The sequence below is a fragment of the Azohydromonas sediminis genome (genome assembly GCF_003574675.1).
GTDB classification, from domain to species: Bacteria; Pseudomonadota; Gammaproteobacteria; order Burkholderiales; family Burkholderiaceae_C; genus Calidifontimicrobium; species Calidifontimicrobium sediminis.
On the sequence record NZ_QOAZ01000016.1, the window covers coordinates 21,713 to 45,061 of the forward strand.

Annotated in this window: 27 protein-coding genes and 2 pseudogenes; 8 read left to right on the plus strand and 21 right to left on the minus strand. The window is 70.1% G+C overall.

Annotated elements, in window-relative coordinates:
• Positions 1-28 precede the first annotated feature (28 nt).
• From DRV96_RS10085 to DRV96_RS10105, 5 genes and pseudogenes are all read right to left on the minus strand, one after another.
• Positions 29-1,057: pseudogene (locus tag DRV96_RS10085) on the minus strand (methyl-accepting chemotaxis protein); the annotation flags it as partial.
• A gap of 535 nt (positions 1,058-1,592) precedes the next feature.
• Complete coding sequence (locus DRV96_RS10090; protein WP_119290556.1) at positions 1,593-2,120, minus strand: chemotaxis protein CheW; 528 nt, start codon at positions 2,118-2,120, stop codon at positions 1,593-1,595.
• A gap of 12 nt (positions 2,121-2,132) precedes the next feature.
• Positions 2,133-2,498, minus strand: coding sequence for a response regulator (locus tag DRV96_RS10095; RefSeq protein ID WP_119290558.1), 366 nt, complete (start codon positions 2,496-2,498; stop codon positions 2,133-2,135).
• 49 nt (positions 2,499-2,547) lie between these two features.
• On the minus strand, positions 2,548-2,952 hold the full coding sequence (locus DRV96_RS10100; RefSeq protein WP_119290561.1) for a response regulator: 405 nt from the start codon (positions 2,950-2,952) through the stop codon (positions 2,548-2,550).
• A 159-nt stretch (positions 2,953-3,111) separates the two neighbouring features.
• Entirely contained in the window at positions 3,112-3,264 is a 153-nt protein-coding gene (locus DRV96_RS10105) for a rubredoxin (protein WP_119290642.1), read from the minus strand.
• 173 nt (positions 3,265-3,437) lie between these two features.
• Here DRV96_RS10105 and thiD point away from each other — a divergent pair, with 173 nt between their 5' ends.
• The 3 genes from thiD (at position 3,438) to DRV96_RS10120 (ending at position 6,318) form a co-directional block, all read left to right on the plus strand.
• Positions 3,438-4,388, plus strand: coding sequence for a bifunctional hydroxymethylpyrimidine kinase/phosphomethylpyrimidine kinase (gene thiD / locus DRV96_RS10110; RefSeq protein ID WP_119290563.1), 951 nt, complete (start codon positions 3,438-3,440; stop codon positions 4,386-4,388).
• A 10-nt stretch (positions 4,389-4,398) separates the two neighbouring features.
• Positions 4,399-5,691, plus strand: a complete 1,293-nt coding sequence (hemL, locus tag DRV96_RS10115) for a glutamate-1-semialdehyde 2,1-aminomutase (RefSeq protein ID WP_119290565.1) — start codon at positions 4,399-4,401, stop codon at positions 5,689-5,691.
• 222 nt (positions 5,692-5,913) lie between these two features.
• Positions 5,914-6,318 carry a Fur family transcriptional regulator gene (locus DRV96_RS10120; protein WP_119290567.1) on the plus strand — a complete coding sequence of 135 codons (405 nt, stop codon included), beginning with the start codon at positions 5,914-5,916 and terminating at the stop codon, positions 6,316-6,318.
• Between the two features lie 52 nt (positions 6,319-6,370).
• Here the strand turns inward: DRV96_RS10120 and DRV96_RS10125 are convergent, their stop codons facing one another.
• From DRV96_RS10125 to DRV96_RS10180, 13 genes are all read right to left on the minus strand, one after another.
• On the minus strand, positions 6,371-7,624 hold the full coding sequence (locus DRV96_RS10125) for a methanobactin export MATE transporter MbnM (RefSeq protein WP_210757015.1): 1,254 nt from the start codon (positions 7,622-7,624) through the stop codon (positions 6,371-6,373).
• A gap of 1 nt (position 7,625) precedes the next feature.
• Positions 7,626-8,543: an MbnP family copper-binding protein gene (locus tag DRV96_RS10130; protein WP_119290571.1), complete on the minus strand. Its 918-nt coding sequence runs from the start codon at positions 8,541-8,543 to the stop codon at positions 7,626-7,628.
• Positions 8,540-9,073: a copper chaperone PCu(A)C gene (locus DRV96_RS10135; protein ID WP_119290573.1), complete on the minus strand. Its 534-nt coding sequence runs from the start codon at positions 9,071-9,073 to the stop codon at positions 8,540-8,542. The genes DRV96_RS10130 and DRV96_RS10135 overlap by 4 nt, the downstream gene beginning before the upstream one ends.
• Positions 9,070-9,756 (minus strand): SCO family protein, encoded by a 687-nt coding sequence (locus tag DRV96_RS10140; protein ID WP_119290575.1) that lies wholly within the window; start codon positions 9,754-9,756, stop codon positions 9,070-9,072. Before DRV96_RS10140 ends, DRV96_RS10135 begins: the two co-directional genes overlap by 4 nt.
• Positions 9,686-9,991 carry a hypothetical protein gene (locus DRV96_RS18040; protein WP_162911010.1) on the minus strand — a complete coding sequence of 102 codons (306 nt, stop codon included), beginning with the start codon at positions 9,989-9,991 and terminating at the stop codon, positions 9,686-9,688. Before DRV96_RS18040 ends, DRV96_RS10140 begins: the two co-directional genes overlap by 71 nt.
• Positions 9,988-10,284: a hypothetical protein gene (locus DRV96_RS10145; protein WP_162911011.1), complete on the minus strand. Its 297-nt coding sequence runs from the start codon at positions 10,282-10,284 to the stop codon at positions 9,988-9,990. The genes DRV96_RS18040 and DRV96_RS10145 overlap by 4 nt, the downstream gene beginning before the upstream one ends.
• 131 nt (positions 10,285-10,415) lie before the next feature.
• Positions 10,416-10,805 carry a DUF2946 family protein gene (locus DRV96_RS10150; protein WP_162911012.1) on the minus strand — a complete coding sequence of 130 codons (390 nt, stop codon included), beginning with the start codon at positions 10,803-10,805 and terminating at the stop codon, positions 10,416-10,418.
• Positions 10,806-10,875: 70 nt separating this feature from the next.
• On the minus strand, positions 10,876-11,679 hold the full coding sequence (locus DRV96_RS10155) for a metal ABC transporter permease (protein WP_119290582.1): 804 nt from the start codon (positions 11,677-11,679) through the stop codon (positions 10,876-10,878).
• 7 nt (positions 11,680-11,686) lie between these two features.
• Entirely contained in the window at positions 11,687-12,319 is a 633-nt protein-coding gene (locus DRV96_RS10160; protein WP_210757016.1) for an ATP-binding cassette domain-containing protein, read from the minus strand.
• On the minus strand, positions 12,316-13,194 hold the full coding sequence (locus tag DRV96_RS10165) for a metal ABC transporter substrate-binding protein (RefSeq protein ID WP_210757017.1): 879 nt from the start codon (positions 13,192-13,194) through the stop codon (positions 12,316-12,318). The genes DRV96_RS10160 and DRV96_RS10165 overlap by 4 nt, the downstream gene beginning before the upstream one ends.
• 10 nt (positions 13,195-13,204) lie before the next feature.
• On the minus strand, positions 13,205-14,674 hold the full coding sequence (locus DRV96_RS10170; RefSeq protein ID WP_119290583.1) for a carbohydrate porin: 1,470 nt from the start codon (positions 14,672-14,674) through the stop codon (positions 13,205-13,207).
• Between the two features lie 80 nt (positions 14,675-14,754).
• Positions 14,755-15,339: a DUF1826 domain-containing protein gene (locus DRV96_RS18045; RefSeq protein WP_162911013.1), complete on the minus strand. Its 585-nt coding sequence runs from the start codon at positions 15,337-15,339 to the stop codon at positions 14,755-14,757.
• A 527-nt stretch (positions 15,340-15,866) separates the two neighbouring features.
• Entirely contained in the window at positions 15,867-17,102 is a 1,236-nt protein-coding gene (locus tag DRV96_RS10180) for a GTP-binding protein (RefSeq protein ID WP_210757018.1), read from the minus strand.
• A 312-nt stretch (positions 17,103-17,414) separates the two neighbouring features.
• Between DRV96_RS10180 and DRV96_RS10185 the strand changes: the two genes are divergently transcribed.
• Genes DRV96_RS10185 through DRV96_RS10200 form a run of 4 tightly spaced genes read left to right on the plus strand, consistent with a single transcriptional unit; the run spans position 17,415 to position 20,159 of the window.
• Positions 17,415-18,209, plus strand: coding sequence for a metal ABC transporter solute-binding protein, Zn/Mn family (locus DRV96_RS10185; protein ID WP_210757019.1), 795 nt, complete (start codon positions 17,415-17,417; stop codon positions 18,207-18,209).
• A complete protein-coding gene (locus DRV96_RS10190) occupies positions 18,206-18,964 on the plus strand; it encodes a metal ABC transporter ATP-binding protein (protein ID WP_119290588.1) in 759 nt (252 codons plus the stop codon). Before DRV96_RS10185 ends, DRV96_RS10190 begins: the two co-directional genes overlap by 4 nt.
• On the plus strand, positions 18,961-19,833 hold the full coding sequence (locus tag DRV96_RS10195; protein WP_119290590.1) for a metal ABC transporter permease: 873 nt from the start codon (positions 18,961-18,963) through the stop codon (positions 19,831-19,833). Before DRV96_RS10190 ends, DRV96_RS10195 begins: the two co-directional genes overlap by 4 nt.
• Positions 19,830-20,159, plus strand: a complete 330-nt coding sequence (locus DRV96_RS10200; protein ID WP_119290592.1) for a hypothetical protein — start codon at positions 19,830-19,832, stop codon at positions 20,157-20,159. Before DRV96_RS10195 ends, DRV96_RS10200 begins: the two co-directional genes overlap by 4 nt.
• 10 nt (positions 20,160-20,169) lie before the next feature.
• On the opposite strand, the gene DRV96_RS10205 is transcribed toward DRV96_RS10200, so the two are convergent.
• The 3 genes and pseudogenes from DRV96_RS10205 to DRV96_RS18710 form a co-directional block, all read right to left on the minus strand.
• Positions 20,170-21,219, minus strand: a complete 1,050-nt coding sequence (locus DRV96_RS10205) for a 6-phosphofructokinase (protein ID WP_119290594.1) — start codon at positions 21,217-21,219, stop codon at positions 20,170-20,172.
• Between the two features lie 307 nt (positions 21,220-21,526).
• A pseudogene (locus tag DRV96_RS18815) lies at positions 21,527-21,607 on the minus strand (DUF6152 family protein); the annotation flags it as partial.
• A gap of 24 nt (positions 21,608-21,631) precedes the next feature.
• Positions 21,632-21,760, minus strand: coding sequence for a hypothetical protein (locus DRV96_RS18710; RefSeq protein WP_259371661.1), 129 nt, complete (start codon positions 21,758-21,760; stop codon positions 21,632-21,634).
• A 211-nt stretch (positions 21,761-21,971) separates the two neighbouring features.
• Between DRV96_RS18710 and mpl the strand changes: the two genes are divergently transcribed.
• Complete coding sequence (gene mpl, locus DRV96_RS10215; protein ID WP_119290596.1) at positions 21,972-23,339, plus strand: UDP-N-acetylmuramate:L-alanyl-gamma-D-glutamyl-meso-diaminopimelate ligase; 1,368 nt, start codon at positions 21,972-21,974, stop codon at positions 23,337-23,339.
• Positions 23,340-23,349: the final 10 nt, after the last annotated feature.

Below are 23,349 nucleotides of genomic sequence, written 5' to 3' on the forward strand. Positions count from 1 at the left end.
CGAAACTCGTAGACGGAAGACGGTCGCCTCAGGCGATCTTGAAGCGCGCCACCGACTGGCGCAGCTCCTCGGCGGTGGTCGACAGCTCGCGCACCATCTGCGCCGTCGAGCGCGTGCCGGCACCGGCCTGCTCGGTCACCGCGAAGATGTGCTGGATGTTCTGCGCGACGACGTTGGCCTGGTCGGCCTGCTGCAGCGCCTGCCCCGAGATCTCGGCAATCAGCGCCGAGAGCTGGCGCGTGACGCGGTCGATGTCGGCCAGCGCGGCACCGGCGGCGTCGGACAGCTTCGCACCCTCGACCACGCCCTGCGTGCTGCGCTCCATGGCCGCCACCGCGTCGGCGGTGTCGGACTGAATCGTCTTGACCAGCGCCGCGATCTGGCGCGTCGCGTCGGCCGAGCGCTCGGCCAGCCGCTGCACTTCTTCCGCGACCACCGAGAAGCCGCGGCCGGCTTCGCCGGCGGACGCGGCCTGGATCGCGGCGTTGAGCGCCAGCACGTTCGTCTGCTCGGTGATGTCGGAAATCAGCTCGGTGATCTCGCCGATCTCCTGCGAGCTCTCGCCCAGCCGCTTGATGCGCTTGGACGTGTCCTGGATCTGGTCGCGCAGCTGGTTCATGCCGCCGATCGTGTCGTTGACTGCCTTCAGGCCCGACTCGGCGGCCTGCAGCGAACGCTTCGCGACCTCGGCCGTCTGCTGCGCCTGCGCCGAGACCTCGTTGATTCGGCTGGCCATCTGCAGCACCGACTCGCCGGTCGCGCGGATCTCGCGCAGCTGCTCGGTCGACGCGGCAAGCAGTTCGACCGAGTTGGTCTCGACCTTCTCCGTCGTCTCGGTCACGCGCGCCGCGGTGGCCTGCACCTGCGCGACGAGGTTGCGCAGCTCCTCGACGGTGTAGTTCACCGAGTCGGCGATCGCCCCCGTGATGTCTTCCGTCACCGTCGCCTGCTGCGTCAGGTCGCCTTCGGCCACCGCCTGCAGCTCGTTCATCAGCCGCAGAATGGCCGCTTGGTTGGCGTCGTTGACGCGCTTGGCCTCCTGCTCCTGGCGCTCGGCCTCGAGGCGCAGGCGGTCGGCCTGCGCGGCGCGTTCGGCCAGCTCGCCGCCCGACATCTTCCACAGCCCGAGGCCGCCGGCGACGAGCAGCGCGCCGCCGGACAGCGACAGCACGAGCGGCCAGCCCTGCAGGTCCGAGTAGACGAGGCCGACGCCCAGCGCGACGACGCCGAGTGCGCCGAGCGCGAGCATGCGCTCCTGGCGGCGCACCGCGCTGGCGGCCGCGTCCATCACCGAGGCGCCCTCGTGACGCGTGTCGGGGAAGTCGCCCGGCTGCTCCGACGGCACCGCCTCGGTGATCAGCGAGGTGTCGTCTTGGAAGCGGCTGGCGGCACCGGCGCGCAGCGCGGCCTCGCGGTCGTCGTCGACGCGGTCGAACGCGTCCGGGGCGGCACCGCCGGCGCCGCCGGCGGCACCTTGCGCGCGACGCGGGGTCGCGCCTTTGACTCGGTCCAGGATGTTCATGGGGCTACCTCTTCGGGTCGGGCCTGGGGGTGATGGGGTGGAGCCGGGCAGGCGGAGGGCCGCAGACGCGTCAGGCGGCCACGGCGAGGAAACGGTCGTCTTCGGCCAGCGCGGCGAGCACGATCTCCTGCCACAGGCGGCCGTCGGCGTCGCGCCAGCGCTCGCCGGCGAACGGGGGCTGGGCGCCTGCGTCGGCGGTGTCGCGCACGAGCTGATCGGCACTGCGCAGGCCGGCCAGGCGGTCGATCAGCAGCGCGGCGTTGACACCCAGCCGCGCGTTGAGCGCGACGACGCGCGCCGACTCGCGCGCGGCCTCGGACAACGGGGCCGTCGCGACGCCGAGAAAGGTGGCCAGGTCGACGACGGTGTACAGGCTGCCACGCAGGTTGGCCACGCCGGCAAACCACGACTGGGTGTGCGGCACCGCCAGCAGCGGCGGCGGCGCGAAGATCTCGCCGGCCTGGTCGAGCGGCAGCAGCAGGCCGTGGCCGCGGCACTCGACGGCCAGCCACGACCGCACGCGCGGCTGGGACTGCGCCGAGCGCAGCCGCTCGGCGAGCCGCGTCTGCAGGTCGCGCAGGGCTTGTTTGTCGGCCATCGCAGGCAGCGCTCAGTCGAAGGCGCGGATCTTGGACAGCAGCTCGCCCGGGTTGACCGGCTTGACGACGTAGTCGCGCGCGCCCTGGCGCATGCCCCAGAGCTTGTCCGTCTCCTGGCTCTTGCTCGTGCACATGATCACCGGCACCTGCGCGTAGCGCGGGTCGCGCGTGATCGCGCGCGTGAGCTGGAAGCCGTTCTGACCGGGCATCACGACGTCCATCAGGATCAGGTCGGGCGTCTCCTCGGCGAGGCGGCGGTGGGCCTCGTCGCCGTTCTCGGCCGTGCGCACCTCGTAGCCGGCGCGTCCGAGCAGCTCGGACAGGTGATGCAGTTCGGTCTTCGAGTCGTCGACCACCAGGATCTTGCGAATCGTCATGTCGGGTCCTCCAGCGCAAGGGGTGCCGCGCGTCACGCGGCGCAGGTGCTCAGGCCGCGGCGCGGCGGTACTGCTCGACGGCGCGAAGCAGCTGCTCCTTCGTGAACGGCTTGGTCAGGTAGTCCTGCGAGCCGACCATCCTGCCGCGCGCCTTGTCGAACAGCCCGTCCTTGGACGACAGCATGATCACCGGCACGTCGGCGAAGCGGGGGTTGCGCTTGATGATCGCGCAGGTCTGATAGCCGTCCAGGCGCGGCATCAGGATGTCGCAGAAGATCAGCTCGGGCACGTGGTCGCTGACCTTGGCCAGCGCGTCGAACCCGTCCTCGGCGAGGACGACGTCGAACCCGCCCTGGCGCAGGAAGATCTCCGCGCTGCGCCGGATCGTGTTGCTGTCGTCGATGACGAGCACCTTCGTGCCTGGCGGCGGGCGGTCTGCGACAACGTTACTCACGACGCGTTCTCCTCGACGACATCCTGACCAGCATCGGCCGCACGCCGACAAAGTTAATCTTCGGTCGGCGCGCGGCGGCACGATCCAGGCATTTGCGCCAAAAAAGACGCGCAATCGCCCAGCGCTACGCGCGCAGGAACGGCGCAACGCGCCGGCGCGTCAGACCTGGACCATCTCGAAGTCTTCCTTGCGCGCGCCGCATTCCGGGCAGGTCCAGTTGATCGGCACATCGGCCCACCGGGTGCCGGGCGCGATGCCGTGCTCCGGATCGCCGACGGCCTCGTCGTAGATCCAGCCGCAGATCAGGCACATCCAAGTCTTGAACTCGTTCACGGTGGGAGCCAGTCACTACATACAATGACGAACCATTGTATGCACCGGTGCGCGCCGGCCGGCCGGCGTCGACGACGCCGCTGCGCGAGCGTGCACCGCCTCCCCGGACACGGCGTGTCGCCGTGCCGTCGACCTCCTGCCGGACCGACGCCATGACCCCTGATCCTTCCCCGTCTGGCACGACCCCCGACACCACTGCCGAGGCCCCCGCGCCGGCGTGCGTGCTCGCCTTCAACGTCAACGACCCCACCGGTGCCGGCGGCACCGGTGGCGACGTCGCGACGATCACCGCGATGGGTGCGCACCCGCTGCCGGTCGTCACCGGCGTGCTGATGCGCGACACCGCCGAGGTGTTCGACCAGCACGTGCTCGAACCCGACGCCGTCGTCGAGCAGGCGCGCAGCATCCTCGAAGACGTGACGACGGCCGCGTTCAAGGTCGGCTTCCTCGGCAGCGCCGAAGTCGTCGGCGCGGTGGCCGAAATCCTGTCGGACTACCCCGACGTGCCGCTCGTGGCCTACCTGCCCAGCCTCGCGTGGATGGGCGACGACGAGCAGCAGGCCTACGTCGACGCGTTCCGCGAACTCGTGCTGCCGGCCACCGAAGTGCTGGTGGGCAACCACAAGACGCTGACCGACTTCCTGCTGCCCGACTGGGACAGCGAGCGCCCGCCGTCGGCGCGCGAACTGGCGGTGGCCGCGGCCGAGCACGGCGCGCGCCACGTGCTCGTCACAGGCATCATGCTGTCGGCCAAGGGGCCGCAGCAGTTCATCGACAACGTCCTCGCGTCGCCGCAGGGCGCGCTGACCGGCGAGAAGTTCGAGCTGTTCGAGACCGCCTTCGTCGGCGCCGGCGACACGCTGTCGGCGGCCCTGGCCGCACTGCTGGCTTCGGGTGCCGACCTGCACGCCGCCGTCGGCGAGGCGCTGTCGTTCCTCGACCAGAGCCTCGACGCCGGCTTCCGCCCCGGCATGGGCAACGTCGTGCCCGACCGTTTCTTCTGGGCGCTGCCGCCGGCCGAAGACGATGAAGGCGACGGCGGCGAACCGACGACCGAGACCGCCCCCGAGGAACCGAAGAACGTCTCACGCCGCGTCCACTGACGCCCTGCGCATGAACAACGCCGAACTCTTCGCCCGCGCGCAGCGCGTCATCCCCGGCGGCGTCAACTCGCCGGTGCGCGCGTTCCGCGCCGTCGGCGGCACGCCGCGCTTCATCGCCCGCGCGCAGGGCCCGTACCTGTGGGACGCCGAGGGCCGGCGCTACATCGACTACATCGGCTCGTGGGGGCCGATGATCCTCGGCCACGGCCACCCGGCCGTGCTCGAGGCCGTGCAGCGCGCCGCCGCCGACGGCTTCAGCTTCGGCGCGCCGACCGAGCGCGAGATCGAGCTCGCCGAGGCGATCATCGCCCACGTGCCCAGCGTCGAGCAGGTGCGGCTCGTCTCGAGCGGCACCGAGGCGGCGATGAGCGCGCTGCGGCTGGCGCGCGGCGCCACCGGCCGGCCGATGATCGTCAAGTTCGAAGGCTGCTACCACGGCCACGCCGATGCGCTGCTCGTCAAGGCCGGCTCGGGGCTGGCCACGTTCGGCCACGCGACGAGCGCCGGCGTGCCCGCCGAAGTCGTGCAGCACACGCTGGTGCTCGAGTACAACAACGTCGAGCAGATCGAGGCCGCCTTCGCCGCGCACGGCGAGCGCATCGCCTGCGTGATGGTCGAGCCGATCGCCGGCAACATGAATTTCGTGCGCGCGAGCGTGCCGTTCATGACGCGGCTGCGCGAGCTGTGCACGCGGCACGGCGCGCTGCTCGTGTTCGACGAGGTGATGACGGGATTCCGCGTCGCGCTCGGCGGTGCGCAGAGCCTGTACGCGAAGCTCATTTCCGGCTTCGCGCCCGACATGAGCGTGTTCGGCAAAGTCATCGGCGGCGGCATGCCGCTGGCCGCGTTCGGCGGCCCGCGCCGCATCATGGAGCAGCTCGCCCCGCTCGGCCCCGTCTACCAGGCCGGCACGCTCAGCGGCAACCCGGTGGCCACCGCGTGCGGGCTGGCGACACTGCGCGAGATCGCCAAGCCCGGCTTCTTCGACGCGCTGGCGGCGAAGACGCGGTCGCTCGTCGAAGGCCTCGTCGCCGCCGCACGCGACGCCGGCGTGCCGCTGTGCGGCGACAGCGAAGGCGGCATGTTCGGCTTCTTCTTCGCCGACCACCTGCCGCAGCACTACGGCGCCGTGATGGCCACCGACAAGGAGCGCTTCAACCGCTTCTTCCACGGCATGCTCGAGCGCGGCGTGTACCTGGCGCCCGCGCTGTACGAGGCCGGGTTCGTCAGTGCTGCGCATGGCGACGACGATATCGCCGCGACTTTGAGCGCTGCGAACGCGGCATTGCGCGCCCGAAAGTGATTCAGATCCACAACCAGCCCACGCGGACACGATCCACCCGCGCGCATGCAGGCCACCGGACGCAGGACGCTCACACCGCTGCGTAGGCGATGCGGCTGCGAACACCCCGACACCCACCAGCCTCGGCGACCGCTGGGCTGGGTGACGGTCGCGCCACGCCCATGACTTGACGGTCGAAGTTTGCCGCCCCGATGGCGCCATCGGGGCCACAATGCGAGTGCCATGGAAAGGAACACCCGCCAACGCCAGGCGATCGCCGAGGCGATCGTCACGGCCGGGCGCCCGCTGCTGCCTCAGGAAATCCTAGAGCGGGCGCGCGCCGCGGTACCTTCGCTGTCGCTGGCCACCGTGTACCGCAACCTGAAGCAACTCGTCGAGGACGGCGAGCTGCGGTCGGTCGCGCTGCCGGGCGACGTGGCGCGCTACGAACCTGCGGGCAGCGCGCACCATCACCACTTCCAGTGTCGCCAGTGCGAGCGCGTGTACGACGTGCCGGGCTGTCCCGACCACCTCGGCGCGATGGTTCCGCGCGGCTTCACGGTCGAAGACCACGAGATCACGCTGTACGGGCGCTGCGCGGATTGCCAGCGCCTGGCGCGCCATGCGCGCCGGGGTAGCCGCGCCTGACGCACCCAACCGGCGTATCGCCCGCGATCGCCCCTGCGCCGCAGCCGCAGGGTTACCGAGTGACGCCTTCCGGCGGCTCGGTCTCGCGCCGCGCCGGCCATGGGTCGGCATGTGCGGGGTCGTGGAGAAAGCGCTCGTCGGTCAGCGACTCGAGGAAGGCGATCACGTCGGCGATCTCGTCGTCGGTGATCTCGAAACCCACGATCAGCTCGCTGCGCAGCGGGTTGGCACCCTGCCCCGTGTGCACCGCGTGGCCGGCGCGCGCATAGTGGGTGCGCAATACCTCGTACAACGTCGCGATCGAGCCGTCGTGCATGTACGGTGCCGTCACCGCGACGTTGCGCAGCGTCGGCGTGCGAAAGCGCCCGGCGTCGCGCGGATCGCCTGTGAACTCGACGATTCCGGGCGAACTTTTCGGGTAGGCGCCCCGGCCGTCGTCGTTGTACAGCCCTGTGTTGTGAAAGCCGATTTCGGCAAAAGGCACGCGCGCATGGCGGAGGTTGTCGGTGAAGTTGAAACCGCCGTGGCAGTGGTAGCACTCGAGCTTCTCGCCGAAGAACAGCTCCTCGCCTCGCTTCGCGGCCGCGCTGATCGCGTCGGCCTGTGCGCCGTAACGGTAGCGGTCGTAAGGGCTGTCGAAGCTCAGTAAAGAGCGCTGGAAGCTCGCCAGCGCGCGTGTCAGCGTCGCGAGCGAATACAGCGCATCGTCGCCACGGCGCGCCTCGTCGGGAAAAGCCTGCGCGAACAGGCGCCGGTACGTCGGATCGACTTTGAACAGGGCGAACAGCTGCCGCTCGCGCCCGGCCATCCCCATCTCGACCGGGTGCTCGCCAAACAGCGGGATCAACGCTTGCACTTCGAGCGAGGTCAACTGCGGGTTTTGCCACGTCAGCACCGGCAGGTAAGCGACGTTGGTGAGCGTCATGGCGCTGCGCGCGCCCGCCTCTCCAGTGACACCCTTCGAGACGGCGCGGCCGTCGGTGAAGGCGCGCGCCTGCTCGTGACAGCTCGCGCACGAGAGACTGCCGTCGCGCGACAGGCGCCGGTCGTAAAAGAGATGCCGGCCGAGCTCGACCTTCGCGGCCGTCATCGGGTTGTCGGCCGGCACCGCCGGCGGCGGGACCCAAGCGGGCAGCGGCCAATGCCAAGGCGGCGTCCCGGCGCCGAGCGTCAGCGTCGCCAGCACGATGAGGGCTGCCGTGAAGGCGCGACGCGGGGATGGCCCCGTGGCACGGGGCGTTCGCGGATCGGTGTTACTGTGCGCCGGCAGGCGCCGCGACCGCACAGCGCGCAGCGGCAGTCTCACGTCAACGCACCGTGAAGAATCGCTGCGGCCCCGGTGCCGGCATGCCGCCATAGGCCAGTCCGAAAGCGCCCATCACCCCAGGACAGTCGGCATCGTTGAGGAAGCTCATGCATCCCGGCGAAGTTCCGGGGGCGTTGACGTCGACGTTCGCCCCGGCGAGTACACTGCCGATGTCGGCCACCACGATCTGCGTCGAGGGGTCGAAGCGGTCGAGCTGCACCTGCACACGGTTGGGATTGGCGCATTCGGCTCTTGGCGCTTCGGTGCGCGACGCCGAGGCGCACAACGTACTGCCCAAGTGCACCGAAAAGCCCGACGCGTTGCCCCCGCCGCGCGGATCGGGTGGTGCGCTCGTCATCGGCTGGCCAGCAGTCGCAGTGTCGAACTTGACGAACTTGTAGCCGCCCTGCCAGTTCCAGAACATCGCCGTCAGGTTGAGCGGCGATGGCGCCACGGTCGGGTCGCCATGGTTGCGCCCGAAAGGCACGCCGAGCGTGAAGCGCAGCCCCACGTAGCGGCCTGCCGGCACCGTGCCGCGCACGGTGGTGTTGGTCGCCGGGGTGCCGTTGCGGCATGGGCCGCTGCCATTCTCGAAGTCCAGCAGTGCGATGTTCTCCAGCTGCCACATGCCGTCTTGCGTCAGCGCTACCGGCACGGCGCGGCCGCTGGTGTCGATGAGGTGGACTTCGCTGACGTACATGCGCCAATCGCTCGGCGTGATCGTCGAGCGCGTCGTCCCCACGCCTGCATAACTCTTCCCGCAAGCGAAGGGCTCGCCGTTGACCTGCGCAGCAAAGCGCAGCGTCACGGGTTGCGTACCGGACGCCGCCGAGGCGATTGGAGCCGGCGGCGTGGCGCAAGCGCCGAGCAGCGCAGCGGTAGCGGCCGCCACCAGGGTCACTGGGATCTTGCATGTCATCGGGGATCTCCTTGGGATTTGGGCCCAGCCGGTCCATGGCGATGTTCCTGGGCCGCGGCCGCGTCGCGCGGCTGCTGCACCCACACCATCACCTCGCGCTCGCCGGCTTTATCGAAGCGCAAGGTCAGCGGGAAGCGGTCGCCTTCTCGCAGCGGCTGCTTCAGCTCGATCAGCATCAGGTGGAACTCGCCCCCGTGTCGCAGGCGGACCTCGGACTTCGGGGGCAGCTCGATGGCCTCGACGGCGCGCATGCGCATCACCTGGTCGCTGCCGACGACACTGCGGTGGATCTCGACGGCACCGGCCACGGGCGCGCTGGCGCCGACGAGGCGGTCGGCCTGGTCGCCTGTGTTGCGGATGCCGCGCAAGTAGACCGCTCCCGTGCGTGCCGCCGGCGGGGTGGGCACCGCGTAGGGGTGGTCGATGCGCAACGCACCGGCTCTGAAGTCGTGCGCGGCCACGGGCGCCGCCAGCGCCGACAGCCCGAGCCACAGACACGCCAGGCGTCGTGAGATTGGTGGATGTGTCATGGGTTGTCCTTCAGCAGACGCTCGATGTCGGCCGCCACACCGGCCGCATCCTGTTCGTGCCGCACCGCCAGGCGCAGACGACCGCGCGGATCGAACACGTAACTGGTCGTCGTGTGGTCCATCGTGTAGCTGCTGCCCGTCGGCACCTTGCGGTAGAAGACCTTGAATTCGCGTGCCGTGGCTTCGGTCGTGGCCAGGTCGGCGCGCAGGCCGATGAAGCTCGGATGGAAAGCGCGCGGGTATTCGCCGAGCACGGCTGCCGTGTCGCGCTCGGGGTCGACGGTGACGAAGATGACCTGCAACCGCTGCGCCAGCGGGCCCAGGCGCTGCATCACGTCGGCGGCCCGCGCCAAAGCGGTCGGGCACACGTCAGGACACTGCGTGAAGCCGAAGAACAGCATCACGCAGCGGCCACGAAAATCGGCGAGCGTCACCGCGCGGCCCTCGGCGTCGAACAGGCGGAAGTCGCGGCCCCAGTCGGCGCCCGTCACGTCGATCGATTGAAAGCCGGTGTGGGCCCCGTGGCCGTCGCAGGCTGGCAGCAGGGGCAGCACCGCCAGCACCAGCAGTGCCCGCCGCGGCACGAATGTCGTCGACGCCAGGGTGCTCATCTCATCGCCCCTGCGCCCAAGGGGCATGTACTTCGGCGCGACGCGCCCAAGCGGGCAGTTCGGCAGCCACATCTGCGCCCGCGGCAAAGGGCGCAGGCTCCGCGGTTGAGGCGGCCTGGACCGGCGCCGCCGGCGGCGTCCGCGCTGTCTGCGGCGGCATCGGCGGGCCAGCGAACCCGTCGCCCGTGACCCATGCGAGCACGTAGACCAGGGCGAGCGCAACGCCGTGGGCGACGATGAACCAGCGCACGCGCGCCCCTTCGCCATCCCGCGCTTCGGCATCGTCCGAAGATTCGTGCGCGTTCACAGGTCGGTCTCCTTCACGTCCAGGCCGGCGGCATCGGTCGTCTTGGCGGCCTGGCCGTGACAAGGTGCTGCGCCAGCGTCGCTGCGCAGCAACAGGAAACGACCGTCGGTGACGACACCGTGCGCCAGATCGAGCGCTCGAGCCGTGTTCGGGTCGTGTCGCATCGTGGGGTTTTGGCCGGTGACGACCTGCCATCCCGACCAGGCCAGCCACGCCACCATGCCCAGTGCGGCACCGATGTTCACGTGCGTCATCAGACGCCACAGCCGCACGAGCGGATCGTGGGAAGTCATCGAAGAACTCCTGACATGCGCCTGCTGACGAGCCACGGGGGCCGAGCCGGCGCGCAAGGTGCACACACTCCGCGGCCGCCGAGGCAGGCATGCAGCCCTAACGATGGGCCGCGCGGAGGACAGTCAGTGCGTCAGGACAGGACGGGAGGCGCGCGAGAAGGCGGCGCGCGCCAGACGGGTGAGGTTGGCGGCGCGGTGAACGGACGCGAAGGCAAGCCATCGCGAAAAATCGCCGTCGGTGCGGGCGCCGCCGGCGGCGGCGGGGCCATGCCGTGGCCCAGATGACAGAACGGACAGTGATCCAGCGAGGCCGCGACAGCATCGGCTGGTGCCGCGGGCTGCTCGCCGTCCAGGTCGGCGATATCGACCCAGCGCGAACCCTGGGCGGTGCACACCTCGACCCAGCGCGCGTCGCCTCCCGCTCGTGCCAACGCATGCGACACTGCCGGCGCGAGCGCGGCGAACCACATCGCCACGGTCGCGAGCCACAGCGGCCAGCGGTGAGAGCTTGTCGTGCGCATCAGCGGGAAGTGTAATGGCCCGGCTGGGTGCGGGGAACGTCCCCCGCCGAACCTGGCGGGCAATCCACGCTCAACCCGCATGCCCCGCCGACGTCGCTGCCGACCCGCGAACGACGCCGATCTTGGAAAGCGGCACGAAGGCGACCAGGAGCAGTGCCACCAGCACCGGCGCGAAAGGCTGATCGAGCGCCAACGCGAGCCAGAAAGCGGCGATATAGCTGGCCACGCCGAGGCCCGCGGCCCAGCGCTGCGCGTGACGCCAGTCGGCCGCGATACGGAACGCGATCCAGGGCGGCACGAGGATCAGCGCGAAGCTCGCCATCAGGCCGACGGTCGCCGTGCCAGCCGCGATCACCGTGGCCGCGAGCAGGTCGAAGCCGAGGTGCCAGCGCCATGACGCCGACCCGTTGGCGCGCTCACGCTCCGGGCAGAAGCGTGCCGCGACGAGCCGGGGCGTGAGCCAGCGCAGCGCAGGCAGCACGGCAAGCACGACAGCGGTATCGATCGCGAGCTCCCGCCAGCCGGCGAAGTAAAGCTGGCCATCGACGAGGGCGTGCGCCAGCGCCTCGCCGCGAGCCGTGTTGGCTGCCACCAGCAGCGTCGTCGCCCACCCTCCAAGGATCATCAGACCGTACGCCGAATTGCGCCCGTGTCCAAGCTGTTTGGCGCCAGTGCCGGCCCACGCGCCGGCGAGTGATCCGACGAAGGTGGGCAGATGCAGCGCCGTGCCGATCAGCGCGCCCGCTGCCGCCGTATGCGCCAGCCCGAGCGTGGCCAGCCACTCGTCGCGAAGACGCAGCAGATTGCCCACCAGCGGCAGCAGCATCGCCAGCAGCAGGCCCGCCACGAAAGGAACGACAAACGGACCGTCCATGCAGTCTTCATCCCGCGACGCGGGCTCGCGCCGCATCGTGCAAACCTGTGCGGTGAAGCGGCCACGCGCCCGCCGGCACCGCCGGCGTGTTCAGCTCGACGACGCGGGTGCACACCGCGGCCAGGAATGCGCGGTCGTGACTCACGACGAGCGCGGCACGCTGCGCGCGCACGGCGGCAATCGCCTCACGGGCCGTCTGAATGTGGCTGGCGTCGAGATGGTTGGTCGGTTCGTCGAGCAACACCAGCCCGGCGGGACTCGCGAGCGCGGCCCACAGCATCAGCAACTGGTACTCCCCGCCCGACCAGCGATCGATGCGCACGGCGAGCTTGGCGGCCAGTCGTGCCGGCGGGACCATGGCCCGTGCACCGACGGCTGCGAGCAGCTCTGCGCCGGACAGCGGCGCTTCGGGCAGACGCACGGGGCTTTGCGACAGATACCCGACCCGCACGCCCGGTGCGCGCTCGACGTAGCCCCCGAACCACGTGGCCGTACCCAGCACGGCCTTGACCAGCGTCGATTTGCCGACACCGTTCGGCCCGGCCAGCCCCACGACCTCCCCACGGTCGAGCGTCAGGCTCACTGGCGGCGTGACCGGGTGATCGTAACCGGCGACGGCGTCGACGAGCCTGAGGATCACCTGGCGCGCGCGAGCACGTCGACCCAGCGGTCGATCAGTTCGAAGTAGCCCTGCGCCTCGGAGCCGGCCGGCGGTTCGATCGGCAGCACGACCACCGGCCAGCCCGTCAGGGTCGCGAGCTTCTCGGCGCCTGCCGCAGGCTGGTACGGCGTGTGGACGATCACGCCCTTCTTGCCCGCGAGCCTGGCCGCCAGGGTCTGCAGGTGCGAGGCCGTGGGCGCCACACCGGGCACCGGCTCGAGCGTGCCGAGGAAAGGCACGCCGAGGAAACCTGTCAGATACACGACATCCTTGTGAAAGCTCACGACGCCGGCACTGCCCGCCGCCTTTCGCTTCCACGTCGGCACGCGGGCATCGACGGCAGCCGCGAAGCCCTGCGCCCGCTCGCGGTAGCCCGCCGCGTTCGCCGGATCGAGCTGCGCGAGCCGTTCGGCCAGCGCTTTCGAAATCGCCGCCATCCGCAGCGGATCGAGGTTGACGTGCGGATTGCCACCTGGATGCACGTCGCCCTGCGCTCGGTCGGCCGCCAACCCGGCATCAAGCAGCGGCACCTGCGCGGCCGCTTCGAAGTAACCGGGCCGCCCCGGCGCGATGGCGCCGTTGGCGGCACCGCTGATCGCTGCCGGCAGCCAGCCGATCTCGAGCTCGGCACCGACAGCGACGACCAACTGGGCATCGCGCAGCGCGCGCAGCATCGAAGGACGCGCCTGCAGCATGTGCGCATCGCGATCAGGTGGCGCCAGCTCGCTGACCTGGACCTGCGGCCCGCCGACCGTGCGAGCGAGCATGCCCATGCTGGCCGTCGTCGCCACGACTTGCAGCGCCCACGCGGGCCCCACCGCCAGAAGACCCAGAAGAACCCACAGGCGTCTCACCGGCGCCCCCTCAGAAGCTGTGCGCGCCATGCGCGCCAAGGCTGAGCTGGTACTGCAGGTACACCTGGTTGACGCTTTCGCGTTCGCCGTCGATCGCCAGCTTGGCGCTCGACGCCTGCAGCCGGAACAACGAGAAATGGTCGATGCGCCATGTCAGCGCGGCGGTCCAGCGCTCGGACGCGTCCCAGTTCCTGAGCGTGCCGCTCGGGCCATCGACCTTGTTCGTCAGGCCCGTGACGTCGTAGCGCAACCCGGCTTCCCAGTGCGGCGCGAAGCCGTAGGTGCCCTGCACGACGAAGCCGTCCTGCGTGAAGTCTCGCTTCTGGCCGACGAGCGCTCCGAGCTCGTGGAAGGCAATTTTCAAATTCTTGTTCAGCCGCAGGTACTCCCCGACGAGCTTGACATTCCCCTGCCCGCCGTAGCGGCCCGCGTCGTATTTGTAGACGGCATCCAGGCCCCAGGCCCTGCCCGTGCCTTCGAGCGCGTGCACGCTGGCCGCCGGGTTATCCAACGTGTGGTCGTGAATCTCCTGGTGCTGGCGCGATTGCGCGAGCCAGCCACCGAACTGCACGGCGTGGTTGGCACCGAGGTCAGGGCCGAGCTTGGCAAACAGCGTCAGCAGGCGCGGCCCCGCCTTGGCGGACGACAGCCCGCCCGCGGCCGTGGGCGCCAGGGGCGCGCCGTCGGCTCGCGCGGTCGGCGTCTCCTCCCCGGCGGTGGCAAAGGTCTGCTCCTTGCCTTGCAGCGCCTCGACGCCCAGTTGTGTGTACCAGTTCCCGGTCTTCGGAAGCCACGACAGACGCAGCCCGGTGTCGCTCAGGCCGTGCTCGCCGAGCAGCGTACGGTAGGGCAGGTTCTGGTCGACGAAGTCCCACTGGTGCGGGTGCTGGCTGTTCAGGTAGCCGATGCCGGAGAGGAACTTGCCGCCGCGAACCTTCAGCCCGTAGGGCAGGCTTCGCGTGTCGAAATACGCTTCCTCGAGCTCGACGTCACCGCTGGCACTGAGCGTCAGCGTGGCCCACGCGTCGAAGTGCGGACTCACCGTGGCCGAAAAGACGAGTTCGGTTTCGCGCAGGTTGAAGCCGCGCTCGAGGCCGCCGTGGTCGTGATCTCCGTGGCCGTGTCCATGGTTGATGCCGTCGAGGCTGTCAAGCAGTTCGGGGCCGGCACCCCGACGGTCGTCGTTGTAGTACACGCCGTCGAGGATCAGCGAGATCTGCGGATTGAAGGCGCTGCCGGAGCCAGACTGCGGCGCCGTCGCGGCTTCGGTTGAGCTGGCCCTCGTCGATGCCGACGCTGGCGCCGTGCTCTTGGACTCGGCGTCCTTCAGCCGCTGCTCCAGTGCAGTGATGCGCTGCTCGTAAGCCTGCCTCAGTTGCGCCATTTCAGCGCGCAGGCTGTCAATGTCGCTGTTCGCCGCAGCGGGCCAGGAAGCGAGGATGCCGGCGGTGGCCAACGCCCATACCGGGAAATGGTTCATGTCGATGCTCCAACACAACGAAGACACAGCACTTGCGGGCGAAGCCGTACTGCGAGGCAGGCCAATGGCAGACGGGAACGTCATCCGGTGTCCAGCACCAGCACGAGCCGGACATGCCCGGTACCGTCGACGCGCGGCGAGCAGTGCACGATGCAACCGTCGCACGTTTGACCGGGCGCACCACAGCCTTTGAACACCGCCACGTCCTCGGCCCGAAACGATATGGCCCGCGGCGCGTCGTCGTCCGGCCGCGACAGCACCTGTGCGCCATCGGCCGGCCTCACCCGCTGCGTGCCGGGGCCGCGGTAGGTACAGATCAATCGCTGCGGCACGCAGTCGCGGTGCCAGCGGCGACACGCGTTGTCGGTGACCATATCCAGCCGCAGACGCACGCCCGGTGCTCGCGCCAGCCTTGCGAACAGGTCCACCAAGCGCGCCATCTCCATGATGAGCGCGGCGCGTGCCTGGCCGCGGGGCGTGACACAGGCGTCGAAGCGGCCGTCGAGCCACGCGGCGGCATCCGCAGGCGCCAGCTCCAGGCGGCATGCGGGCAAGGCATCCGGCGACAGCGAATCGAGCCAGTGCACCCAAAGAGGATCCCGATCTCGCGACCAGGCGGCGAGCTCGATACCCGGTTGGTTCACGAACGTCAGCACTTCGGCCATGCGACCGATGCCCATTGCCTCCAGCGCGGGCACTGACGTGCTCTGCACCATCACAACGCGGTCGGGTTGGACCCGGCAGGCGCACCGTCGATGCCGGGTCCCAGCTGTACGCGCAGCCACGCCGCGTCCTGGTCGTGGTCGATGCACGGCTCCAGGCCACTCTGTAACCCGGCCACTCATGCCGCCCTTGTGCCACCGTACCCGGCAACTGAGGCTCCAGCCGTGCGCCTCGCGCTTGGACACGCGCACTGCAAGGCGTCGGCGTTCATCCCGCCGTGCATCGACACCGCGCGGCTCACGGCGTCGCTGGGGTGCATGGCAGCAGGACATCGGGGCCGACTTCGGGTGCGGGTTTCGGGCCGCCCTCGACCCGCTCAATGCTGCCGCGAACCGCGCCCGGGCGCCGTGCAACGGCTTGGTCGCATCGTGCTTGGCGAGCCCGCTGAGCGGCCTTGGCAGCGCCCTGCCATACGGCTGGGGGATGCAGTGTTGCCGCTGCGCGTTGCCCGGCTGGACCGATGGCACTCTCATGCCTGCACTTCCGCGATTTGCCACGACGGGAACGGGTCGGGCAAGTCGGCCCAGCCGCCGTAGCCCCTCTGTCCCTCGCGCATCTCGGTGGCGTTCAGATGCGCGGCCTTCCATGCATGCTCGATGGCGGTGCGGTCCATGCCCCGGCCGATGAAGACGACCTCGTTGAGTCGATCGCCGTGCGGTTCCTGCCAGCGTTCTTCGAGCGCCAAACGCTCGGGCGTCCCAGGTGGCGGCCAGTGGTCGCGCGGCGCGGCGGCCCACCAGCGGCCCACCGGTTCGTGTGTGGCCGTGTTTCCGGTGCGCGAGTAGCTAACGACCCAGTCCGGCCGGCTGGCGAGCCACACATAGCCCTTTGCGCGCAGCAGGCCAGGCAGCGGCATGTCCATGAAGGTGCTGAACCGCCAGGGGTGCAGAGGCTCGCGGCTGCGCAGCACGAAGCTCCCGATGCCGTAGGCCTCGGTCTCGGGCGTGTGCTCGCCTTCGAGCGCGCGCACCCAGCCAGGCGTGCGGCTGGCACGCTCCATGTCGAAAAGCTCCGTGCCGAGGACTTCCTTCAGAGGCACCCGCCCGTGATCGGCGTAGAGGATTCTCGCCACCGGGTTCAGCGCCTTGATCACCGCGGTAACCTCGCCGCACCGCGCCGCGTCGACCTTGTCGATCTTGTTGACGACGACGACGTCGGCGAACTCGATCTGCTCGGCGAGCAGCGCGGCCAGCGTGCGCGTGTCGTCAGGACCGGCACTGCCACCGCGCTGCTCGAGCAGATCGGTGCTGGTGTAGTCGGCAAGCAGGTTGCACGCGTCGACGACGGTGACCATCGCGTCGATGCGCGCCACGTCATTGAGCGACACCCCGTGCTCGTCGGTGAAATCGAACGTCGCCGCCACCGGCAGCGGCTCACCGATACCGGTGGACTCGATCAACAGATAGTCGAAACGTCCTTCTGCGGCCAGCTTGCGCACTTCGAGCAGCAGGTCCTCGCGCAGCGTGCAGCAGATGCAGCCGTTGCTCATCTCGACAAGCTTCTCTTCCGTGCGCGACAGCGCCGCGCCGACGTTCCCCGCACTGCGCTCGACGAGCGAGGCGTCGATGTTGACCTCGCTCATGTCGTTGACGATCACTGCCACGCGCAGACCCTCGCGGTTGGCGAGCACATGGTTCAGAAGCGTGGTTTTGCCGGCGCCGAGGAAGCCGGACAGCACGGTGACGGGCAGACGGGGCAGGTTCATGGTCAGTTTGAAGGGCTGCTTTCGACGCTGTGCTGCAGCCGCTTGAGCTTCACTCGACTCATATACTAATGCACTCTTGTTCGCATTAAAATGATAAACTGTGAATCGTCACACGGCCCCTTTGACGTCAACCAAAGCGCACGCTGCTGTCAGAGCCATACGAACATGAACACCCGATCGCATCCCCACCGCACTGGCCACGCCCCACCGGTGCCGCGCCGGTTGGTGCTGGGGGCACTCGCAACACTCGCGACGGCCCCTTGGGCCAGCTCGCGGGCGAAAGCGAGCGAGCCACTGCGGGTGGCGGTCGGCGTGCTGCCGTACAAGCAGGTCGTCGAGCGTGTCGGCGGCCCAGCGGTGCAGGTGGACATCCTCGTGCGCCCCGGTCAGGACGTACACACTTATGAGCCGGCCCCGTCGCAGGTCGCGGCGCTGATGCAGGCGCGCGTCTTCTTTCGCGTCGGCATGCCGTTCGAAGACCGACTGGTGGCGCGGCTCGACAAGTCATCGCCGCGGGTGCCCGTTGTTGACCTGCGCCAAGGCATCGAGCTGCGGCCGATGGCCGATCGCGATCACTCGCACGGCCACGACCACCGCCACACCGGGGCGCAGCCAGGCCCGACGCTCGATCCTCACATCTGGAACAGCCCGCGCCTGGTGCGCAGGCAGGCGGCAACGGTGCGCGATGCACTGATCGCGCTGCGACCCACCGAGCGCGAACGCTTCGACAGCGGGTACACCGCTTATGCGCGAGAACTCGACACGCTCGACGCCGAATTGCAACGGCTTTTCTCTGGCAAGACCGGGCGCCGGTTCATGGTGTTCCACCCTTCGTGGGGCTACCTCGCGAGCGATTACGGGCTCGAGCAGGTGTCGATCGAGGTCGAGGGCAAGGAGCCGCCACCGAAGGCACTCGCACGCATCATCGAACGCGCCCGAGCCGACGACATCCGCGTCGTCTTCGTGCAACCTCAATTCAGCCGCAAGGCTGCCGAGCAGGTCGCGCGGGCGATCGGTGGCGAAGTGGTGACGATCGACCCGCTGGCCGAGGACCTTCTCGGCAACCTGCGGCTCGTCGGCGAGGCGATCGCGCGCAGCCTGCGATGACTGGCCGAGCCTACGCACTCGAGTTCGACCACGTCGAGTTCACGTACGGCGAGCACACGGTGCTCGCCGACGTCAGCCTGCATGTGGCAGCACACGAGTTCGTCGCGCTCATCGGCCCGAATGGGGGCGGCAAGAGCACGCTGGTGCGGCTTGCCCTCGGACTGCTCGAGCCCGACTGCGGTACGGTACGTGTGCTCGGGCTGCCGCCGGTACAGGCACGCCCGCGCGTGGGCTATGTCCCGCAGTTCGCTACGTTCCGGCGCGACTTCCCGATCAGCGTTCGCGAAACCGTCCTGCACGGTCGGCTTGGGCGTCGCGCATGGTGGCGCCGGCCGACACCCGAGGACCACGCGGCAGCGGCTGACGCGATGACCGTCACCGGCGTTCGAGATCTGGCTTCACGCGCGATCTCGCGACTGTCGGGGGGCCAGCTTCAGCGCGTCCTCATCGCGCGTGCGCTGGCCACCGAGCCGGCGCTGATGCTGCTCGACGAACCGACGGCGCACGTCGACACGCGCGCCGAACACGGGCTGTTCGATCTGCTGTCGCAGCTGCGCGATCGGATGGCGATCGTGGTGGTCTCACACGACATTGGTCTCGTTTCGCGACACGTCGACCGCATCGCGTGCCTGAACCGCACGCTGACCTGCCACCCGGCGCTGCCTCTGGCCGTTGGTGCTCTCGAGCGGCTGTACGGCATGCCGGTACAGCTGGTCGACCATGCCGACGCCACGGCCCCAGTGCATCGGTCATGAGCTTCGTCCAGGCCCTGATCGCCCACGACTTTCTGCGCACCGCACTCGTGGCCGGACTGCTGGCCGCCGTGGGGTGCGCCGTCGTCGGCACGCTGGTCGTCGTCAAGCGCATCACGTTCATGGCTGGCGGAATCGCACACGCGGTGCTTGGTGGCATGGGGCTGGCGCACTGGCTCGGCCGCGATCCGCTGACCGGTGCCGCCGTCGCCGCCGTCGTCGCGGCGCTGCTGGTGGGCTGGATCGCACGCCGCGGCGCCGAGCGCGAGGACATGCTGATCGGCGCCGTGTGGGCGGTGGGCATGGCGGTGGGCATCGTCGCGATCGCGCGCACGCCCGGCTACAGCACCGACCTGATGAGCTACCTGCTGGGCAACCTGCTGCTGGTCTCCCCTGGACAGGTGGTGATGATGGCCGCACTCGACGCACTCATGCTGCTGGCCGTCTGGTTGGGCTGGCGCGCGCTGGTGGCGACGACGTTCGACGAAGAGTTTGCCCGCCTGCGCGGGTTGCCGACGCTCGCGATCGAAATCGCCGTGCTCGTGACGGTGGCGCTGGCCGTCGTGTTTCTCATGCAAGCCGTGGGCCTCGTGCTGGTGATGGCGCTGCTGACGCTGCCGGCCGCGACCGCCTTGCTGCTGTCGGATGCAATCGGCCGCGCGATGGTGCTGACCGGGGCCATCGCCGCCGCCGAGATCGTGTTGGGTCTTGGTCTCGCTTTCGAGACCGACACACCCGCAGGCGCCGTCGTCGTGCTGAGCAGTGCCGCGGTCTACCTCGCTACGCTGGCGTGGCGACGGCGACACGCGCCAGCACGGCAAGGCCGGGCCGCCTCGTCCCCTCCACCTACCGCACAAGGAGCATCACGATGACTTCGAAGCCGCTCGAGGGCCCAGAACTGCAGGACCACCGCGATCACCTGCGCCACGAGCAGGAGCACCTGCAATGGAACGCCGATCACATGCGTGCCTTGGCCGTGCTGCGCCGCGCCGAGGCGCAGCTGTACGCGCACGAAGCCGAGATCGCCGCCCACCGCGCCGAGATCGCTCGCCACGAGGAGGCGCTGGCTCATGGGGCAGAGCACGCACCCGCACCCCCGGCCCGCGATCACCAGCTGGCCCGCGCGGCCCACGCGAGCCACAGCGCCAGACACGCCCAACTGATTGCGGCCATCCTGTCTCTGGGCGAACTCCTCTGAGGCAGCGCGGTCAGCGCTCGCCGAGCGACACCCCGATCTGCCGCGCGCAGGTCAGCAAAGGGTGCCCGGCCGGCACGCGGCGGTTGCGGCCGGCGACGTCAGCCAGCGGCACACTGCCGAGTTCGGCGCCGGCCAGCGTGACCATGCGGCCGAACTCGCCGCGCTGCACGAGGTGCGCGGCCTCGTTGCCGAAGCGCGTCGCGAGCACGCGGTCGAACGGCGTCGGCGCGCCGCCGCGCTGCACGTGGCCGAGCACGGTGGCGCGCACCTCGCTCTTGAGGTGCGGCTGCAGCTGCGCGCGCAGCACGTGGGCGACGCCGCCCAGGCGCACCGGGTCGGGGCTGTCGGTGAGCCGCCGCTCGATCGTCATCTCGCCGCTGCGCGGCTTCGCGCCTTCGGCGATGCAGATCACGGTGTAGCGCTGGCGCTGCTCGCGCTCGCGGCACACGGCAGCCACTGCGTCGACGTCGTAGTCGATCTCGGGCAGCAGGATCACGTCGGCGGCGCCGGCGATGCCGGCCTCGAGCGCGATCCAGCCCGCGTAGCGGCCCATCGTCTCGACGATCATCACGCGGCCGTGGCTCTGGCCGGTGGTCTGCACGCGCTCGAGCGCCTCGGTGACGATGGCCACCGCGGTGTCGAAGCCGAAGCTGCGGTCGCAGCCCTCGATGTCGTTGTCGATCGTTTTCGGCACACCGACGATTTTCAGGCCGTGCGGCTCGAGCCCGCCGGCGATCGCCATCGTGCCGTCGCCGCCGATCGCGACGATGCCGTCGAGCCGCCACTCGCGCGCATGGCGCAGTGCTGCCTCGAGGGTCTCCGCCGAGCCGAGGGGGTTGGCGCGGTTGCTCGTGCCGAGGATGGTGCCGCCGGTGGCGAGGATGCCGCTCACCGCGCGCCAGTCGAGCACACGCATGCGGCCGTCGATCAGGCCCTGGAAGCCGTCCTCTATGCCGATCACCTCGGCGCTGCAGGTGCCGATCAGCGACTTCGTGACGGCGCGGAGCACCGCGTTCAACCCCGGGCAGTCGCCGCCGCCCGTCAGCACCCCGATGCGCATCGTCGCCCCCTCTTGCCCAAGCGTTCGCCGAGCAGTGTAGGGGGCGGCGCCGCCGTCGGGCTCGTCGCTCAAACCGGCGACGATCGCAGGCCGTCGGCGCGGCCGCCGATCCAGGCGTACACGGCACGCAGCACGGCGTCGCCCTTCTCGCCGGCGAACGTGATGCCAGCCCGTCGACCGGCGCGCTTTGCACCGGCAGCGGCCGGCTCGCGAGGTCGGCCAGCAGCTTCAGGCCAGCGTCGAGCTCGAGGTCGAACTCGACGTGCGGGTTGCGCCAGTCGACCTTCAGGGCCTTGCCCGACAGGAGGATCGGCCAGTTCTGGTCGAAGCTGCTCCGGCCGTGATGGGCAAAGGCGGGCAGCGCGAACGCACCGGCGGCGGCGTTCAGTCAGGCGAGCATCAGCGACGTCATCTACAACGCGAACGTGTTGCTCGCCAGAGGTTGCGCCGGCTGCGTCGCGAACGGCAACAGGCTGCTCGCCGCCGCGAGCGCGAAGCTGGTGATCGTCACGGGCAGCGCGAGCCGCGCCAGTGGCCTCACTGGGCGGGGGGGGGGGGGGGGGTCGCCCCCCGCACGCGTGGCTCGACGGTCGGCAGGCCGCCGGGCATCGCCGCGATGCCGGCCAGGTGCATCGCCCCGATCCGCGGATGAGCGAACGCGTGCCCGGCGATCCACGCCAACGGGGCACGATCCATGCTTGGACCCTGACGCACCGGGCTTGCCCGAGGGGCGACTCCTAGAATGTCGTGCCATGCACCTCCACGTCCTCGGCATCTGCGGCACCTTCATGGGCGGGCTCGCGGCGCTCGCGCGCGAGGCCGGCCATCGCGTGACGGGCTGCGACGCCAACGTCTACCCGCCGATGAGCGATCAGCTGCACGCGCTGGGCATCGAGCTGATCGAGGGCTGGGGCGCCGACCAGCTCGCGCTCGCGCCCGACGTGTTCGTCGTCGGCAACGTCGTCAGCCGCGGCAACCCGCTGATCGAGGCGATCCTCGACGTCGGCGCGCGCTACACGAGCGGGCCGCAGTGGCTCGCCGAACACGTGCTGCCCGGCCGCCACGTGCTCGCGGTGGCGGGCACGCACGGCAAGACGACGACGACGTCGATGCTCGCGTGGATCCTCGATGCCGCCGGCCTGCAGCCGGGTTTCCTCGTCGGCGGCGTGCCGATGAACTTCGGCGTCTCGGCGCGGCTGGGCGCGACGGCACCCGGTACGCCGTTCGTCATCGAGGCCGACGAGTACGACACCGCGTTCTTCGACAAGCGCAGCAAGTTCGTCCACTACCGGCCGCGCACCGCGATCCTCAACAACCTCGAGTACGACCACGCCGACATCTTCCCCGACCTGGCGGCGATCGAGACGCAGTTCCACCACCTCGTGCGCACCGTGGCCGGCCGCGGCCGGCTCGTCGTCAACGCGCGCGACGAGGCGCTCGCGCGCGTGCTCGCGCGCGGCTGCTGGAGCGGCGTCGAGCGCTTCGGCGCGCTGCGCGAGGAACCCGGCGTCTGGCGTGCGCGCGGCGAGCCGCACGCGTTCGACGTGCTGCGCGGCGGCCTGAAGGTCGGCCGCGTCGACTGGGCGCTGCTGGGCGAGCACAACCAGCTCAACGCGCTGGCCGCGGTGGCCGCCGCCGAGCACGTCGGCGTCGCGCCCGAGGCCGCCTGCGCAGCGTTGGCGCGCTTCGGCAACGTGCGCCGGCGCCTCGAGCTGCGCGGCGAGGCCGGCGGGGTCAGGGTCTACGACGACTTCGCGCACCACCCGACCGCGATACGCACGACGGTCGACGGACTGCGCCGGCGCATCGGCCCGAGCGAGCGCATCCTCGCCGTGTTCGAGCCGCGCTCGAACACGATGAAGCTCGGCACGATGAAGGCGCAGCTGCCGTGGGCCCTCGAAGAGGCCGACCTCGTGTTCTGCCACGCCGGCGGCCTCGGCTGGGACCCGCGCGAGGCACTGGCGCCGGTCGAGCCACCCGCCGTCGTCGCCGACACCGTCGACGCCCTGGTGGCCGAGATCCGCCGTGCCGCGAAGCCGGGCGACCACGTGCTCGTGATGAGCAACGGCGGCTTCGGCGGCATCCACGACAAGCTGCTCGCCGCGCTCGCGCGCCGCTGAGCGCGGCGCG

What these genes read in the sequence shown, in the direction of transcription:
- DRV96_RS10090 (WP_119290556.1), bottom strand. Translation starts at nt 2,120, where the DNA reads ATGGCCGACAAACAAGCCCTGCGCGACCTGCAGACGCGGCTCGCCGAG.
- DRV96_RS10095 (WP_119290558.1), bottom strand. Translation starts at nt 2,498, where the DNA reads ATGACGATTCGCAAGATCCTGGTGGTCGACGACTCGAAGACCGAACTG.
- DRV96_RS10105 (WP_119290642.1), bottom strand. Translation starts at nt 3,264, where the DNA reads ATGTGCCTGATCTGCGGCTGGATCTACGACGAGGCCGTCGGCGATCCG.
- thiD (WP_119290563.1), top strand. Translation starts at nt 3,438, where the DNA reads ATGACCCCTGATCCTTCCCCGTCTGGCACGACCCCCGACACCACTGCC.
- hemL (WP_119290565.1), top strand. Translation starts at nt 4,399, where the DNA reads ATGAACAACGCCGAACTCTTCGCCCGCGCGCAGCGCGTCATCCCCGGC.
- DRV96_RS10120 (WP_119290567.1), top strand. Translation starts at nt 5,914, where the DNA reads ATGGAAAGGAACACCCGCCAACGCCAGGCGATCGCCGAGGCGATCGTC.
- DRV96_RS10130 (WP_119290571.1), bottom strand. Translation starts at nt 8,543, where the DNA reads ATGACATGCAAGATCCCAGTGACCCTGGTGGCGGCCGCTACCGCTGCG.
- DRV96_RS10135 (WP_119290573.1), bottom strand. Translation starts at nt 9,073, where the DNA reads ATGACACATCCACCAATCTCACGACGCCTGGCGTGTCTGTGGCTCGGG.
- DRV96_RS10140 (WP_119290575.1), bottom strand. Translation starts at nt 9,756, where the DNA reads ATGTGGCTGCCGAACTGCCCGCTTGGGCGCGTCGCGCCGAAGTACATG.
- DRV96_RS10145 (WP_162911011.1), bottom strand. Translation starts at nt 10,284, where the DNA reads ATGACTTCCCACGATCCGCTCGTGCGGCTGTGGCGTCTGATGACGCAC.
- DRV96_RS10150 (WP_162911012.1), bottom strand. Translation starts at nt 10,805, where the DNA reads ATGCGCACGACAAGCTCTCACCGCTGGCCGCTGTGGCTCGCGACCGTG.
- DRV96_RS10155 (WP_119290582.1), bottom strand. Translation starts at nt 11,679, where the DNA reads ATGGACGGTCCGTTTGTCGTTCCTTTCGTGGCGGGCCTGCTGCTGGCG.
- DRV96_RS10170 (WP_119290583.1), bottom strand. Translation starts at nt 14,674, where the DNA reads ATGAACCATTTCCCGGTATGGGCGTTGGCCACCGCCGGCATCCTCGCT.
- DRV96_RS18045 (WP_162911013.1), bottom strand. Translation starts at nt 15,339, where the DNA reads ATGGCCGAAGTGCTGACGTTCGTGAACCAACCGGGTATCGAGCTCGCC.
- DRV96_RS10180 (WP_210757018.1), bottom strand. Translation starts at nt 17,102, where the DNA reads ATGAACCTGCCCCGTCTGCCCGTCACCGTGCTGTCCGGCTTCCTCGGC.
- DRV96_RS10190 (WP_119290588.1), top strand. Translation starts at nt 18,206, where the DNA reads ATGACTGGCCGAGCCTACGCACTCGAGTTCGACCACGTCGAGTTCACG.
- DRV96_RS10195 (WP_119290590.1), top strand. Translation starts at nt 18,961, where the DNA reads ATGAGCTTCGTCCAGGCCCTGATCGCCCACGACTTTCTGCGCACCGCA.
- DRV96_RS10200 (WP_119290592.1), top strand. Translation starts at nt 19,830, where the DNA reads ATGACTTCGAAGCCGCTCGAGGGCCCAGAACTGCAGGACCACCGCGAT.
- DRV96_RS10205 (WP_119290594.1), bottom strand. Translation starts at nt 21,219, where the DNA reads ATGCGCATCGGGGTGCTGACGGGCGGCGGCGACTGCCCGGGGTTGAAC.
- mpl (WP_119290596.1), top strand. Translation starts at nt 21,972, where the DNA reads ATGCACCTCCACGTCCTCGGCATCTGCGGCACCTTCATGGGCGGGCTC.